We start from the raw sequence: 15,672 nt of genomic DNA, 5'->3' as shown, positions 1-15,672 counted from the left end.
ATGCTCAAGGAAGCGGCATATTCCGCGGAAAATATGGGCAAAACCCTCCTCGCCGACGCGGATCCCGAACCGGTCGACTGCATCAGGGGACGGGAAGGAGCGGACATTGTGCTCGTGTGCGAACATGCCGGCCGCGCCATACCGCAGAGGCTCGGGACCCTCGGACTGTCATCGGAAGATTTGGACCGGCACATTGCCTGGGATATCGGCGCTCTTGCCGTCTCGGAACGGATCGCGGCAAATCTTGGCGCAGATCTGGTAAAACAGCGCTATTCACGCCTTGTCTATGACTGCAACCGTCCGTTCGAGGCACCCGACGCAACGCCCGAAGTCAGCGAGGACAGTGTGATCCCCGGCAACCAGAACCTCTCCGACGAAGAACGGTTGATCCGCAAACGGGTGATCTTCGATCCCTACGATGCCGCGCTGACCGCGATCCTGGATGAACGGCCGAAACGGGCCGCATTTGCGATCCATTCCTTCACGCCGGTCTATCTGGGCAAGCACCGCCCCTGGCACCTGGGTCTTCTTTCTAGAACGGACCCCGAAACCGCCGACATCATTGCGGCAACCATGCAAAAGCGCGACAACCGGATGCTTGTCGGCAAGAATGTGCCCTACATGATCGAGGAAGACAGCGACTGGTTCATCCCGCGTCATGCCGAACCGCGCGGTCTCGCCCACTGCCTTGTTGAAATCCGCAATGATCTCATAGACACCGAGCAAGGCCAGGATCTTTGGGCCGGTCATCTGACCGCCGCCTTCAAGGACGTCCTGGAGAAAAGGAAATGATGCTCACACGCGAAGTGCCGCTTGTCCCGGAGCAATCCGGATTGCTCTTCATAGATGTCCAGAACTTTGCCGCGCATCGCAGGGGCGCTGAATTCGAGGGGCTCTCCGACGAGGCATTCGACCGGAAATACGGCTGGTTCTTCTCGCAAATGAAGACCCGCGTGGTTCCCAACATGCAGCGGCTTCAGAGAGCGTGCCGCAAGAGCAACATCGAAGTGATGTACACGACGATCGAAAGTCTCACGAAAGACGGACGCGACCGCAGTCTTGACTACAAGATCACCGGATTCAATGTGCCAAGGGGATCATGGGACGGAAAGGTGATCGATGAACTGGAACCGGGCGAGGATGAAATCCTGTTTCCCAAGTCCTCCTCCTCCGTCTTCGTTTCCACCCATATTCACTACGTGCTCGGCAATCTCGGCATCCGGCAACTGGTGATCAGCGGCATCGTCACCGATCAATGCGTTGAAAGCGCCATCCGCGACGCCTGTGATCTCGGCTATCTGGTTACCCAGGTCACTGATGCCTGCCTGACCTACACTCAGGAAAGGCACGACAATTCCCTGAAGACCATCAGGGGTTATTGCCGCCAAGTCACGACAGATCAGCTGATCGCAGAATTGGAAAACGCGTAGTCGGCGTGGCCTTTAAAGAGCCCGGCGCTGAATTCAGCGCCGGGCAGATGAGCAATGGAATGCTCACCTTATCCGAAGAGATCCTTGAACCGGTCGATGCAGAGCCGGAAGCCCGCCTCGAAATCGCCATTGCCCGGATGGTAGACGCTCTCGAAGGAGATCACGCCGTCATAGGCATCGGCCTTCAGCGCGGCTGCCATCGGCGCGAACTGATCCGCGAGCTGCCCCTCGCCCATCCGCCTGACTTCCAGGGTCGCCCGCGGCGTGTCGACAAGCACGTCCTTGATGTGCACATGGCCAAGATAGCCGCCCTTTAACTCCTCATAGCCGTCCGGATAGGCACGCTCGTGGCACCAGCAGTTGTTCGCCGGGTCCCACAGGACCTTGAGCGCATCCTTGGCGTCGAGATCGTCGATCAGCTTGCGCGCGGTGTAGTTGGAGTTGACCATCGTGCCGTTGCCGGTTTCAACAACAAGCGTCAAACCTTCCGATCTTGCCAGGTCAACCGCCGGAGCGATCAGAGGAAGCGAAGCCTCCCATGCGCCCTTGGCGACGTTCCACCTTTCGGCGCCGCCCTTGCCCCAGAGGATCTGTTCCTTCTTGTTGGTCATGATCCGTACCAGCGGCGAGCCGAGCTCATGCGCCATGTCCATGACACGCTTCAGGGCGTCCATGTGCGTTGTATGGAGTGCATCCCCCGGTTTGTTTGCCGTTGTCATGCCGGCGAAGACATGCCGGGACAGACAGCTGACCGGCTTGCCGTGCTTTTCCAGCAGGGCCTTGATCGCGGCGATCTCCTGGCTTGAGTGATCGCCGACCTCTTTCTCTCCGACGAACTGAAGCTCGGCATAGTCCAGGCCGAACTCGTCCATCACGGTCAGCGCGTGATCGAGATCACGGCTGATGCCGTCGCAAATGACACCGAGTTTCATGCTTTCTTGGCCCCCTCGCGATGGAGTTCAGCCCCGATGATCTCCTCGATCACCCGTGTGCAGATCCAGTTGTCGCCATTCGGGTATTTGGTCTTGCCCGCATGAAAGATCTGCATGGCGGCGGCAGCCGTGTGAAGCGGCACACCGAGCTCCTCGCCAAGGTTCATCGAAATGGTAAGATCCTTGTGCATCGTATTGATATGACTCCCGGTTTCCTCGAACTGGCGGTCGATGATTTTCTGCAAGGCGTTGTTGACCACACCGCACCCGGCGGAGGACGTGGAAAACACGTCGAGGATGACCTGGCCGGGCACGCCCGCCTTAGCCGCGAGCGCCGCGGCCTCGAACGTTGCCGAGAACTGGGATCCGATCAGCGACTGCAGGCAGGCCTTGACCGTCTGGCCATCACCCGCGCGGCTTCCCACGCGGTGGATGTTTGCCGACACGGCCTCCATCACAGGCTTGTATTCGTCAAGAACCGCATCGGGTGCGGCCGCCATCATGGTCAGCGTGCCACCCTGCGCACCCGGAAATCCACCTGAAACAGGACTGTCGATCAGGTGGATGCCGCTGCCTTCCAGCATCGCACCGACTTCGCGGCCTTCTCTTGGCTTGATAGTCGCCGTCAGGATGATGACACTGCCCGGCGCCATGGTCTGACGCAGCCCACCCTCGCCGAAAATCACGTCCTTGACCTGGTCGCCATTCATCACCATCACGAAGACCGCGTCCGATCCGGCACCGACATCTCCCGCGCTTTGCGCAAGGGTTCCGCCTATCGCCTCGAACGCGCTCATTCTGTCGGGGGAAAGGTCAAATCCCCTGGTTTCAAAACCGTTTGCGATCAGGTTCTTCGCGAGCCCCGAGCCCATGTCCCCCAATCCGATCACACCTGTCTTTTGCATCCAAAATCCTCCGGTTGCACAACGAGATAGGCCGGCAGGATGTCCCATGCCGGCATCGATATGCGGGATTTCAAACGGCGGCCCCCATGAAGAGCAACCGGCGCCGGGCGGGTCCGGAAGACACCCGCTGCCCATGTGACGTCGTCTTGCCGGCCTCGGCGAGCGTCATTGCGACGCTGGTGCACGTCGGCAGGCATGCCTCGTCTCTAGAACGTCTCCTCCACATATTTCCAGGCTGCGCTCAGATGCGCGACAAGGGCTTCCTCGGCGCGCGCCGGGTCCCTCTCCAGGATCGCGTCGTAGATGGCCTTGTGATCCAGATAGACGGATCTGTTGTGGTCATCGGACCGCGTCATGCGCGCCCAGTTCGGTGACAGCCAAGCCGTGAAGCCCTCGTGCATTGCCGGGAAAATCGGATTGCTACCGATGCGATAGAGAACGCCGTGAAAGGCAATATCCGTCCGGAAAAACTCTTCCGAATTATCAAGTGCAGCTTCGTTTGCCTGGAGCGCGGCCTTCAGGTCGGAAATATTATCCTTGGTGGCGTTGAGAGCAGCTTCCCTGACAAGACCACGCTCGATGAACACCCTGCTCTGGTAAAGGTTCTGTACACCACCAGGTTCGTTCAGAAGATAACGCACGATCGTGCCGGTCGCATTGAGCAGCGTGCCATAGTCGGGCCTTCGCACTACGGGCCTGAATCGCGGCCGCAATTCTATCAGCCCGCGATTGGCAAGGGCCGAGATCGCCTCGCGCACGACGGTCCGCGACGTGCCGAATTCCTCCATGAGATCGCGCTCGGGCGGCAATGGCTTGTTGTTCGCCAATTCACCCGACGCGATGCGGGCTTCCAGCGCGGTCACGATCGTGTCCGCAGCCCGTTTCTCTCCCTGTTTGTCCGGCATCGTGGCGGTAGCCAATTGGTTGTACCAAACTCTTGTTTGCTTTGACCACAATGCTATGCCCCCATATTGGGCGAAAGCAAGCGTTTCCGCACATCATTTGATCACTATAAAAAAAATCCAGAAAAAACAGATGGTTAAAATATTTTTTAAATCGATTTAAATGGATTGACGGGAAACGCTCTTGACTCACCTTTCAATTCGCGCTCTGCTCCCTGCGTACTTGGTCGAACCAAAACAAATAACATAGTGTTCTTGGCATCTTGGGAGGGATACCTTGACAACCATCGTCAGCGTATCCGCCAGGCTGTTCCACATACCGCTTGCCGAGATACTTGTTGATGCAAAGCACGGCGATCATACCCATTTCGAGCTGGTGACCGCGACCCTTGCGCTTGACGACGGGCGCACGGCAACCGGCTATACCTATACCGGCGGCAAGGGCGGTCATGCGATTGCCGCGATGATCGAGCACGACCTTACGCCGTTCCTGCTTGGAAAAAATCCCGACAACGTGGAAGCCCTCTACGAGGGAATGCAGTGGCACGTCCACTATGTCGCCAGGGGCGGCATTGCATCCTTTGCCATCTCGGCAGTGGACATCGCCCTGTGGGATCTGCGCGGACAGAAGGAAGGCCTGCCCCTCTGGAAGATGGCCGGCGGCAAGGGAAGAACCTGCAAGGCCTATTGCGGCGGCATTGACCTCGGCTTCCCTTTGCCGAAGCTTCTCGACAGCGTTCAGGGCTATCTCGACCGCGGTTTCAACGGCGTGAAGATCAAGGTCGGTCAGCCGACCCTGGAAGAGGATGTCGCCCGCGTCGCTGCCGTTCGGAACCTCATCGGTCCGCATGTCGCCCTTATGGTGGATGCCAATTACGCAATGAGCGTGGAAGAGGCCATTGCCGCGGCAAACGCCTTCAGCCCGTTTGACATCCTGTGGTTCGAGGAACCGACCATTCCCGACGACTACAAGGGATATGCGGCGATCTCCGAGGCAACGGGCACACCTCTCGCGATGGGCGAGAACCTGCACACCATTCACGAGTTCGGCTATGCACTCGAGCAGTCGAAACTCAGCTTCATTCAGCCCGATGCATCCAATTGCGGAGGCATCACCGGTTTCCTTCAGGCAGCCGAACTCGCCGGACGTCATGGCGTCCCGGTCTGCAGCCACGGCATGCAGGAACTTCATGTCAGCCTGCTCGCCGGGATGGGCGGTGATGGCTGGCTTGAGGTGCATTCATTTCCGATCGAACAATACACGAAGCGGCCCCTGGTTGTTGAGAACATGCTGGCCGTTGCACCCGACCAACCGGGCATCGGTGTCATTTTCGATTGGACAAAACTGGAAGCAGAGGATTTGCTGTCCAGGGAGAGACGGGGAGCTGCCTGAGGCAGAGCGGCGCAAGCGCCGTGACGCAGGCAGCTTTCAAGGCCGCATCAGGATGATCGGCCGAGGGGGAACAAGCTTCGTGAAGGCCGCCCGGCCGAACGGAGCAAATCGCTGGAACACCAGCAAATACGACCGGCGCAGACTTAATCGCCGGTCATTTGGAGCAACTTGGGAGGAATAAGGAATGCTCAAGAAACTGACGAGAACCATGCTCGCAGGCGTGGCAACCGCCGGCCTCGCCCTTTCCATGGGCGCGGCAATGGATGCCAACGCTCAGGACAGCACGAAACTTCGTATCCAGACGCACTTCTCCACGGAAACGCTTTCCGGCCAGATGGCTCAGGAGTTCATCGACGACGTCACAGCGATGTCGAACGGTGAAATCGAAATCGAGATGTTCTTTGCCTCTTCCGTCGTCAAGTCCGCTGAGACCTTCGACGCCGCGGCAACAGGTATTCTCGACTGCGACATGACCGGCGGTGCATACCAGACCGGCAAGAACCCGGCCTTCCAGTTTGCCGGCGACCTGACCGGTGGTTACCAGAACCCCTATCAGCAATATGCTTGGCTGCTGCATGGCGGCGGCTATGAAAAGCTGAACGAACTCTACAATGCCAACAACATGGAGTTCATCGGCTGGTGGATCCCGGGCCCTGAGTCCCTGTCCTCGACGAAGTCCTTCAAGGGCGTCGATGACCTGAAGAACTGGAAGTTCCGTTCGCCTCCGGGCGTGATCACGCTGATTTTCGAGAAGCTGGGCGCATCGCCGATCGTGATGGACTTCAACGAGATCTTCACCGCGCTTGAAACCGGCATCATTGACGGCGCCGACGCCGCCAACATCACCAACAATGTCGGCCTCGGCCTTTATGATATTGCAACGGAAACCAACTATCCCGGTTTCCACTCCATGCCGGCTGACCACCTTGCCTGCCGCAAGGACGTCTGGGACGCAATGCCGGATCACCACAAGGCGATCCTGAAGGTCGGAATGCAGGCACTGGCCCTGAAGAACTCCACCATCAACGAAGTGAAGAACGCCCAGACGGCGAAGGAACTTCGTGAAAAAGGCATCGCACTGAACACCTGGTCCGACGAAGATCTGGCGATCTACCGTCAGGCCGTTCAGGACAGCTGGAAAGAGTTCGCGACCACGCCTGAGTCCCAGGAACTGCTGCAGAGCCACCTGGACTTCCTGCGCGATCTCGGCGCAATGCAGTAAGGCTGGCATCCAGTCGACAATACTGTGGCGGCGGAGCACGGCTCCGCCGCCATACCCACCCCCGGATGCACTTCGAAAACCGGTCAGAAAGCCAAATGCCGGGGTTGGTGAGGATTGCCGGAAGCACTTGGCAATTCATCTGAATTTTCTGTTTCTGGCACCGGCGCATGGCGCTGCGTGACTAAACATACGGGAAGACTAAGGGGCAGCCCATGCGCGCGGATCTACGCGTTTCCTATCGGGGGAAAAGATGAAAGAGCAAAAGTCCGGCGGATTGCGGGAATGGGTCATTCCCGTCGCATTTGCGGTTTGCGCAGGCTGGGTCATCTGGCACGGTCCTGCCTATATTCTCGATTTCTTCCCGCACGCAAACGAAAGCATGACCGCGCAGATCACCGAACTGCACGAGCGCAAGGATGTGTCTCCGGGACTGTCGGGCATGTTCGGCGGCATCATGGACATCATCGACTGGGCCGCCCTGTTGCTTCTGCCCATTCTGCTTGTCGTTGGCATGCGCAGCGTCGTTCACGCCCAGATGGAATACCCCGATTACACCCGCTTCGACTATTTCGCGCTGTTCATCGGCCGCGTGGTCATGCTCCTGATCATCATCATGACGCTCGTCATGCTCTATGAGGTGTTCCTGCGCTACGTGATCGAAGCGCCAACCCTGTGGGCCAATGAACTGACGCTCTGGATCGCCGGCTTCGTGTTCCTGCTGTCCGGCCTCTATGCGATGCAGCAGCGCTGCCACATCCGCATCTTCATTCTCTACGACATCCTTCCGCGGCCGCTGCGCCACGCCTGCGATGTCATTTCGGTGCTCATGATCTGTCTGTTCGCCTTCTTCCTTGTCTACGGCAGTTACAAGCAGGTCTTCGCCATCAAGTTCCACCGTTGGGAAATGTTCGGGACGGCGTTTGATCCGCCGATCCCGGCGACGATCCAGCCGATGATCCTCATCGTCGCCGTGCTCGTCGCCATCCAAGCCGTCGCCAATCTGATTGCCGATTGGGACAAGCAGCCTACCGAAATGGAAGAGCCTGACATCATCGACGAAGAAGAGCTCGAAGCAATCAAGAAAAGCGTGGGTGCAAAGTAATGGACGTCGGCACGATCTCAATAGTCCTGGTATTCGGACTTCTCTTCCTGCTCGGCATCGGCATGCCGCTCGGCTTTGCCTCGGCCATCCTGGCCGCGCTGGTCATGATCATGAAGTTCGAGCCGACGCTGCTCACCGACCCGACGAGTTTCGGCACGGGCCTTCTCACGAGCAATCCGGGCACCGGCCCCTTGTATCTTCTGACCCAGAAGATCTTCGACCTGATGACCGAGTACGTCTTGATCTCGGTGCCCCTGTTCATCTTCATGGCCGCCTTGCTGGAACGCTCCGGCATTGCCAAGCAGATGTATGACAGTCTGGATTTCTGGCTGAGCCGGGCGCGCGGCGGTGTCGCCATCGTGACCTCCATCATGGCCGTTCTGATGGCGGCCATGTCCGGCATCATCGGCGGCGAGGTCGTGCTTCTCGGCCTGATCGCCCTGCCGCAGATGCTACGTCTCGGCTACAACCAGAACCTGGCGATCGGCACCATCTGTGCGTCCGGCTCGCTCGGCACGATGATCCCGCCATCGATCGTTCTCATCATCTACGGCCTCATCACCGAAACGTCGATCAAGGCGCTGTTCACGGGCGCCTTCATTCCCGGCTTCATGCTGGCCAGCTTCATCATGATTTATATCGTTGTCCGCACGCAGTTGGACCCGTCCCAGGCTCCCCTGCCCGAGCCGCGCGAAGGCGACCCGGAAGGCGGCGAAAAACTGGTCATGTTCGGCGGGTTCGTCAGTGTCGTCGTTGCCGGCATCTCGGCAATCCTGCTCGCGCGGATCGCCTTCCTGACGGTCATGGGCCGGAACGATCCCTCTGTCGAGGGTTTCGAGCCACCGCCCCTCGGGATGGTCTCCGACCTCCCCTGGCTGATCGGCATCGGTGTTCTGGCGCTGCTGTTCATCTTCCTGGTCGCAGGACGCCAGAGGACCGCCTCCGGCTGGGAGCACGGCAAGGGCCTGGTTCCGCCGCTCGCCGTCATCGGCATCGTTCTCGGATCGATCTACGGCGGCGTAACGGGGATCACCGAGGCGGCCGGCATGGGCGCGGTCGCGGTCTTCCTGATCGCGCTCTTCCGCGGCGAAGCCTCCGTTGACCTGCTCTGGGTGTCCATGATGCGGACGCTGCGCTCAACGGGCACGATCATCTGGGTGACCATCGGCGCGGCCACGCTTGCCGGCGCCTATACGCTTGCCGGCGGCCCCACCTATATCGCCCAGCTCATCATCGGCGCGGAAATGCCGACGATGCTTGTGATCCTGACAATGATGGTGATCCTGCTGTTCATGGGGGCGTTCATGGACTGGGTCGGTATCGTTCTGCTGATCATCCCGGTGTTCCTGCCGATCGTGAAGCGGTTGCCGATTGACGAGATCGGTTTCCTCGGCACATTGTCGCCGCAGCATGTCGCGATCTGGTTCGGCGTTCTTTTCTGCATGAACATGCAGGTCAGTTTCCTGTCGCCGCCCTTTGGCCCTGCCGCGTTCTATCTGAAATCGGTCGCGCCTCCGCACATTTCGCTCACCGATATTTTCCGGGGCTTTCTCCCCTTTATCGGTGTACAGTTGGTGGCGCTCGCCGTGTTGCTGATCTGGCCGACGATTGTCACCATTCTGCTTTGAGGACCTCACATCATGCTTAGTCAAGGCGATGTCGATCTGTTCCGTAAACAAGGCTACCTCGTTGTCGAGGGCCTGCTGGATGAGGATGCCCTGACAAGCGTCCGCAACGAGTATAGTTCCCTCATGGACGATCTCTACGGCTCGTGGCAGAAGGACGGCAAGGTCCCGCAGCCTGACGAGGGAATGGGCTTCTGGGATAAGCTGGACAGGGCCTACAGGGGCGGGTTCGAGTGGTATCAACCCTTCGACATCAGCCTGCCGCACTCGGGCATTTCGGACGACACGCCGATGCATTTCGGCCCGGCCGTCTTCGACATGGCCACGAATGCCAATATTCTGGATTGCGTCGAAGCCCTTATCGGACCGGAAATCTCCTCCAATCCGATTCAGCATGTCCGCATAAAGCCGCCGCAGCACGCCGTGGCGGCATCCGAGAACCGCGCCCATGTCATCGCGACCGACTGGCACCAGGACCAGGGCGTGACCCTGGAAGAAGCGGACGAAACCACCTTCGTGACCGTCTGGCTGGCGATCACGGACGCCACGATCGAAAACGGCTGCCTGCAGGTCGCCCCCGGAGCCTACCAGGAAATGCTGCCGCATTGTTCCAGGTCTCAGGTCGGAATTGCCGAACCGTTTCTGCCCAAGGACGACGCCACACCGGTTCCCGTCAAGGCCGGCGGTGCCGTCATCTTCCACCCGTTGACCCCGCACGGGTCGCTCGCCAACAAGAGCGATCATTACCGCTGGTCGTTCGATCTGCGCTATCACGTGACGGGACAGCCGTCGGGACGAAGCCACTTCCCCGAATTTGTCGCAAGGTCACGCAGCAATCCCGGCTCCGAACTCAAGGACTGGCGTCTTTGGAGGAAGATGTGGGAAGACACCCGCCATCATCTCGCACACAGCGAGCACATTCCTCAGCACCGCTGGGGCAACGACGCGCCCTACTGCGCTTAAGAACGCACACCAAGCAAACAACCGTTCTGGTTGGAGACGGGAATTGAACCGTAACACTCCCATTCGCCTCGTGGTCATCGGGGCCGGCCTTGTCGGACAAAGGCATGCGCGGCATGCGGCTGAGCACCCGGACATCGACCTTGCCTGGATTGTCGACCCCAATCCGGATCAGCAGGCCCTGGCACAGGAACTGAACTGCCGGTGGGCGCCGGACCTTGACAGTGTGCCGGCTGCCGACTGCCACGCCGCCGTCATCGCGACACCCAATTCGGACCATCTGCCGAGCGGACTGGCCTGCCTGGAAAGGAACTGGGCGACCCTGGTTGAAAAACCCGTGGCGGACACTGTCGAAAACGGCGAGCGGCTTGTCAGCGCGTTCGAAGCGCGCGGCCTGCCCCTGCTGGTCGGTCACCATCGCCGCTATCACCCGTCCGTCGAGAAGGCGAAGGAACTGCTCGACACCGCCGCCCTCGGCAATGCCGTGTCTGCCTCGCTGATCTGGGCGGTGCGCAAACCGGACAGCTACTTCCAGGCCGGGCTGTGGCGCCGCAAGAGTGACGGCGGTCCGCTGCTCATCAACTTCATCCACGAGGCGGACCTGCTGGTCGGTCTGTTCGGTCCCGTTCAGGAAGTCCAGGCCATGGTGTCCCACCATGCCCGCGGGAGCACCGTTGAGGACAGCGCCGCGATCAACATCCGTTTCGCAAGCGGCGTCATTGCCACCGCCATATTGACCGATGCGGCCCTGACCCCGTGGAGCTTCGAAGGCGCCAGCGGTGAAAACCCGAACATCGCGGAGACCGGGATTTCGTCGTGGCGCATCGGCTGCACGGCGGGCAGTTTCGAGTTTCCGGCCCTGCGTGTCTGGACAGATGCGAAAGATGAGGAAGGCGACTGGTCGCGTCCGCTCAAACACGAGGTGATCGCAACCGAAAAGGTCAATCCGCTTCACGAGCAATTGACGCATTTCGCAAGCCTCATCCGGCAGGAAAGCACTATACCGAAAGTCTCCGGCCGTGACGGGCTCGAAGCGCTGCGCCTTGTCGAAGCCGTGCGTACGGCGGCGCGCACCGGCCGTCCTGTCGTGGCGGAAGGCCCGGCGCAGAACGCAAACAGTGTCTGACAACTTTATGAATTGAGGAACGATCATGAGCAAACCGAAGATTGGCTTTATCGGCATCGGTCTGATGGGCGCGGCCATGTGCAACCGCCTTCTCGACCAGGGCTATGAACTGACAATTGTCGCCAACCGGTCGCGCGAGCGGGTTGATGCGCTTGTCGGCCGTGGTGCAGGTGAAGCGAAATCCGCACGTGAAGTGGCAGAGGCCAGCGATGTCGTCATGCTCTGCGTCGACACCTCCGTCTCGGTGGAAAGCCGCATGTACGGTCCGGAAGGCGTGATCGCCGGGCTGACGCCGGGCAAGATCGTGATCGACTTCGGCACCTCCCTGCCCGCGTCCACGAAGACGATCGGCGCAGCCGTCGCCGAAGCCGGCGCGACCTACCTCGACTGCCCGATCGGGCGCACGCCCTCCCATGCCCTGGAAGGCAAGCTCAACCTCATGTGTTCCGGAGACGCGGCCGCTTATGCGCGCGTGGAATCGGTTCTGAACGACCTGGGCGAAAATGTCTTCCACCTCGGCGCGCTCGGCACCGGTCACACGATCAAGCTGATCAACAATTTCTTCGCCCAGGCGGTCGCGAACGGCATGTCGGAAGCCTTTGCCATGGCGGACAAGGCGGGTGTCGATCGTCAGAAGGTCTATGACGTGATGGCAGCCGGTCCGCTGCATTCCGGCATGATGGATTTCGTCAAGGCCTACGCGATCGACAACGATCCCAACAAGCTCGCCTTCTCGATCCGCAATGCGCGCAAGGATGTCGGCTACTACACGGACATGGCCGAAAGTCTTGGCGTGGAGTCGATCATGGCGGCGGGAGCCAAGAAGGCGCTCGACCTCTCCATCGAAGCCGGCAGAGGCGACGAGTTCGTTCCCTTGCAGGTCGACTTCTTCGTGGATCACTTCAAGGCGGGTGACAAGGACTAAACCGGTAAGGCATGGCGCGATTTGCTTCACGGACCGTTGAAGACAAGCCGTTTCTCGGCATCGTCCTGATCCTCGTCGCCTACCTCACCTTCGCCTTCATCGACACGGGCTCGAAGTGGCTGGGCGTCCTGGGTCTGGGCGCTCTGCAACTGTCGTTCATGCGCTACTTCGGCCATTTCGTGATTTCACTGGGCCTGTTCGCCGCGAGTGATTTCGACTTCCGGCAATTGCGCTGCGAGCGGATCTGGCTGGTGCTCCTGCGCGGCGCCCTCCTGACCGGATCGACGGTCTTCAATTTCGCAGCCCTGCGCTACCTGCCGCTGACGCTCACGTCGACCATCCTGTTCTCGTCACCGATCATGATCTGCGTCCTGTCCTGGCCCTTGCTGCGCGAGCGCGTCGGGCTGGTCCGCTGGTTCGCTGTTGCGCTCGGCTTCGCAGGTGTCGCCGTCGCCATTCGGCCGTTCGACGAGGACTTTCACTTTGCCGTCCTGCTGTCGCTGGCCGCTGCCTTCTGCTTTGCCCTTTATTCCATCCTGACCCGGAAACTGGCAGGCGTCGTCTCCCCGGACACGATGCAGTTCTATACCGGGTTTGTCGGAACCTTCGCGCTGGTGCCGTTTGCAATTCTCGAATGGCAGAACCCCTCGACCGGTTTTCAATGGTGCGTCCTGGTCGGGCTGGGCATCCTGGGATGGCTCGGGCACCAGTTTCTGACCAACGCGATGAGCTTCGCGCCGGCCAACCTGCTGATGCCCTTCGGTTATGTCTTCATCCTGTATCTGACGGTTGCGAGCTATCTTGTCTTCGATCAACTGCCAAATCAGTGGACGATCATCGGCGCGGCCATCATCGTCGCCTCCGGGCTGATCATCTTCTACCGGGAACGTGTTCTCTACGCACGCCGGCTCAAGGCGGCCCGGCCAGGTGGGCCAGACGTTTAGTGCGGTGAATTTGAAGTTCGCATCATTGCTCCAGCAGTCTCCGCAGCGAACTTCAGATACCAAAACCGCGCTAGAAACGGATACTCAAGGTTCGCGACGCAAAACACGATTGTCAAAAGCGTGTCCAGATGTCGTTATCCGCCTGTGAGATTTTCCGGACTGCGTTGTGCCCGTCTGCCTTGAGCCAGTGGTTAGCCAAATCGAGGAGCAGGCCATCCACATTGCTCATCGCAGCGTGCAGCTTTACGAGCTGTTGCGAGACACCGGGCTTGCCCAGTTCGTCCGCCATTTTGCGAGCGTCCGCTTCGGTGATCGGAATGCCCGCCTTCGCGAAGGACGTGGTCAGCGAGTTCACGATCTGCTGCACATTTCGCGCAGTTCCAGTGGCTGCAACGAGCGGCAAGGTGGTTGCGAGCACTATTCCCAGAACCTTCAACGTGGCCGTGACGGTGACCTCTTCTGCCGCGCCCAGCCCCCCCATCATCTTGCCCATGAACTTGGCGACATGCTGGGCAGTGAAGCCTTGGGGTACCGACGAAAGAGCGGTCGAAAACGCCGTGCCGAGACCTCGAAGAAGGTGGGTCCAGAAGTTTGGACATTTGTCCCTCAAGAACTTGAAGCCCTCAACGATGTCCGGCATCACCGCGGCGACGCTTTTCACCTGCTTTTCTCTGGTCTTGTAGAAGACGAGACCCTTGGTAAAGACAATGATCGCCGTCACGGCAAGACCTGGCGTTCCGATGATCGTCGTACCGAAGCCCATGACAAAGGCCGCCATGGCGTTGCTGGCCGGTTTCACTGCCCGTGTCTGGTTGTTGATCTCTCTGAAAAGACCTGACGATTCCAGGTTTACGATGAAGTCGAGCCCCCGGCTGGCGTAAAGCGTGTTGCCGCGGATCCAGAATACCTTGCCGGTATCGCCGCCGGTTTGACCCACAATCACCTGTTTGAGCTTAAGATCGACCGTGCCTTTCGGAACGGCGTAGCTGCCGCCGATAAGGCCGGTCGTGGATCCCTGTACGTCTTGGAGCCACGAGAGATTCCCCTGCGCGACCCGAAGCGCCTCCGCCCCCTTGGCGACAACGAGATGTCCCTCCTTGTCGCGGTAGGGTTTGTTCTTGGGAACCACCACTTTCGGCACGCTCCCGTTGCCTCTGCCACCGTTGGCCTGGGGGCTGCCCTCGCCCCCGCCCGCCGCCCGTCTACCGGTGTCGGTATTCCCCTTTGCCGCATTCGCCTTTTTCGGCAATGCGGGGATGTATTGCTGGGGGTCATGACTTGGATCGGTCCAACGCCATGCCGCAGCCGATGCCGGATTGTTCAGCCCGCGTTCCGTACGCCCGCCTGGATCCACCCGTGCGTCAGGCCGACTGAAGCCCAGCGCCACGGCCTGAAAGTCGGCGATCATTCCCTGGGTCAAGGGCCCTGCGATCCCGTCGACGGAAAGCGGCTCCCCAATGCGGGGCATCAATTCATTGATGCGCATTTGAATGGCCATGACGTCGGCCTTCAGGTTTCTGCCGCTGAGGCCGACAGATTTCTCAATGCTTAAAGTAAATGTGATGATCATGGGCAAGGCGTAGCTAGGTCAACTACCTGAGTAGCCACCAGATTTTTATAGATACTGAATCTAGTAGCGACTGGTTGCCTAGCATTCCAAAGTAAATTGATCCGAGCTAAAGAAAGATCCCATGCTGTCATAGGAAAATTTTCTTCGCTTATTCCGATCACTTGATCACAGCGGCTTCTGGTCGACAAGCTATGGATAAGCATAGGTCTGCAAACGCTTACGTCCGGCGTGGGCGCTTATACCTGATCCATCAAAGCAAGAGGCCTATCGGCCTAAGGAACCCGAGAAAACTAATTTGAAACAAGGTTTCATCAGAGCTGCCCGATCAGAAACCATGAGACAGAAATCCGGGCCACAAGATCCGGCCGAAAAGCAATTAAAAGACATTCGCCGGAAGACTTCGCTCAAATTCTCGGCCGAGGAGAAGATCCGCATCGTGCTGGAAGGTTTGCGCGGGGAGTATTCGATAGCCGAGTTGTGCCGCCGCGAGGCGCCTGTCGCTTCGAGGTGAGCGGTTTGACGGTGCAGATCGAAGCCGTTTTTGCGTCCCGCAAGGACAGGGTAAGGACCCTGGCTAGTCACCGGTTTGAATCGGAAGTTCGTTCGAAGCCTGCTGCAAAAGGAGTCGAACTTCAG

At 59.4% G+C, this 15,672-nt stretch carries 14 protein-coding genes and 1 pseudogene; 11 read left to right on the top strand and 4 right to left on the bottom strand.

Translation table 11 applies throughout. From position 1 onward, the window contains the following. Both ACO08A_RS20765 and ACO08A_RS20760 read left to right on the top strand, forming a co-directional pair. Positions 1-792 carry an N-formylglutamate amidohydrolase gene (locus ACO08A_RS20765; protein WP_422037823.1) on the top strand — a complete coding sequence of 264 codons (792 nt, stop codon included), beginning with the start codon at positions 1-3 and terminating at the stop codon, positions 790-792. Beyond that, positions 789-1,430 carry a cysteine hydrolase family protein gene (locus ACO08A_RS20760; protein WP_422037822.1) on the top strand — a complete coding sequence of 214 codons (642 nt, stop codon included), beginning with the start codon at positions 789-791 and terminating at the stop codon, positions 1,428-1,430. Before ACO08A_RS20765 ends, ACO08A_RS20760 begins: the two co-directional genes overlap by 4 nt. A gap of 68 nt (positions 1,431-1,498) precedes the next feature. Here the strand turns inward: ACO08A_RS20760 and ACO08A_RS20755 are convergent, their stop codons facing one another. The 3 genes from ACO08A_RS20755 to ACO08A_RS20745 all read right to left on the bottom strand — a co-directional run bounded on the left by ACO08A_RS20755 (position 1,499) and on the right by ACO08A_RS20745 (position 4,172). Then, positions 1,499-2,362 carry a sugar phosphate isomerase/epimerase family protein gene (locus ACO08A_RS20755; protein ID WP_422037821.1) on the bottom strand — a complete coding sequence of 288 codons (864 nt, stop codon included), beginning with the start codon at positions 2,360-2,362 and terminating at the stop codon, positions 1,499-1,501. Continuing rightward, entirely contained in the window at positions 2,359-3,267 is a 909-nt protein-coding gene (locus tag ACO08A_RS20750) for an NAD(P)-dependent oxidoreductase (protein WP_422037820.1), read from the bottom strand. Before ACO08A_RS20750 ends, ACO08A_RS20755 begins: the two co-directional genes overlap by 4 nt. Before the next feature lie 206 nt (positions 3,268-3,473). Then, the gene (locus tag ACO08A_RS20745; RefSeq protein WP_422037819.1) at positions 3,474-4,172 is read right to left on the bottom strand and encodes an FCD domain-containing protein; all 699 of its coding nucleotides are present in this window, start codon (positions 4,170-4,172) and stop codon (positions 3,474-3,476) included. Positions 4,173-4,446: 274 nt separating this feature from the next. Between ACO08A_RS20745 and ACO08A_RS20740 the strand changes: the two genes are divergently transcribed. From ACO08A_RS20740 to ACO08A_RS20705, 8 genes are all read left to right on the top strand, one after another. Further along, the gene (locus tag ACO08A_RS20740; protein WP_422037818.1) at positions 4,447-5,562 is read left to right on the top strand and encodes a mandelate racemase/muconate lactonizing enzyme family protein; all 1,116 of its coding nucleotides are present in this window, start codon (positions 4,447-4,449) and stop codon (positions 5,560-5,562) included. A gap of 184 nt (positions 5,563-5,746) precedes the next feature. Further along, positions 5,747-6,784: a TRAP transporter substrate-binding protein gene (locus ACO08A_RS20735; RefSeq protein ID WP_422037817.1), complete on the top strand. Its 1,038-nt coding sequence runs from the start codon at positions 5,747-5,749 to the stop codon at positions 6,782-6,784. Between the two features lie 250 nt (positions 6,785-7,034). After that, entirely contained in the window at positions 7,035-7,886 is an 852-nt protein-coding gene (locus ACO08A_RS20730) for a TRAP transporter small permease subunit (RefSeq protein WP_421983914.1), read from the top strand. Then, on the top strand, positions 7,886-9,514 hold the full coding sequence (locus ACO08A_RS20725) for a TRAP transporter large permease (protein WP_421983915.1): 1,629 nt from the start codon (positions 7,886-7,888) through the stop codon (positions 9,512-9,514). The genes ACO08A_RS20730 and ACO08A_RS20725 overlap by 1 nt, the downstream gene beginning before the upstream one ends. Positions 9,515-9,526: 12 nt before the next feature. Continuing rightward, a complete protein-coding gene (locus ACO08A_RS20720) occupies positions 9,527-10,474 on the top strand; it encodes a phytanoyl-CoA dioxygenase family protein (protein ID WP_422037816.1) in 948 nt (315 codons plus the stop codon). A 43-nt stretch (positions 10,475-10,517) separates the two neighbouring features. After that, the gene (locus ACO08A_RS20715) at positions 10,518-11,597 is read left to right on the top strand and encodes a Gfo/Idh/MocA family protein (protein WP_422037815.1); all 1,080 of its coding nucleotides are present in this window, start codon (positions 10,518-10,520) and stop codon (positions 11,595-11,597) included. A 25-nt stretch (positions 11,598-11,622) separates the two neighbouring features. Beyond that, positions 11,623-12,522 (top strand): NAD(P)-dependent oxidoreductase, encoded by a 900-nt coding sequence (locus tag ACO08A_RS20710; protein WP_422037814.1) that lies wholly within the window; start codon positions 11,623-11,625, stop codon positions 12,520-12,522. An 11-nt stretch (positions 12,523-12,533) separates the two neighbouring features. Beyond that, on the top strand, positions 12,534-13,466 hold the full coding sequence (locus tag ACO08A_RS20705; RefSeq protein WP_422037813.1) for a DMT family transporter: 933 nt from the start codon (positions 12,534-12,536) through the stop codon (positions 13,464-13,466). Between the two features lie 112 nt (positions 13,467-13,578). Here the strand turns inward: ACO08A_RS20705 and ACO08A_RS20700 are convergent, their stop codons facing one another. After that, positions 13,579-14,964 carry a hypothetical protein gene (locus ACO08A_RS20700; protein WP_422037812.1) on the bottom strand — a complete coding sequence of 462 codons (1,386 nt, stop codon included), beginning with the start codon at positions 14,962-14,964 and terminating at the stop codon, positions 13,579-13,581. Between the two features lie 406 nt (positions 14,965-15,370). On the opposite strand from ACO08A_RS20700, the pseudogene ACO08A_RS20695 reads away from it, so the two are divergent. Further along, positions 15,371-15,541: pseudogene (locus ACO08A_RS20695) on the top strand (IS3 family transposase); the annotation flags it as partial. Between the last annotated feature and the right edge of the window lie 131 nt (positions 15,542-15,672).

The organism is Roseibium sp. (assembly GCF_965232425.1).
Classification (GTDB): Bacteria; Pseudomonadota; Alphaproteobacteria; order Rhizobiales; family Stappiaceae; genus Roseibium.
Note: the sequence above shows the minus strand (reverse complement) of the source record. Positions and strands in the feature narration are given on the sequence as shown.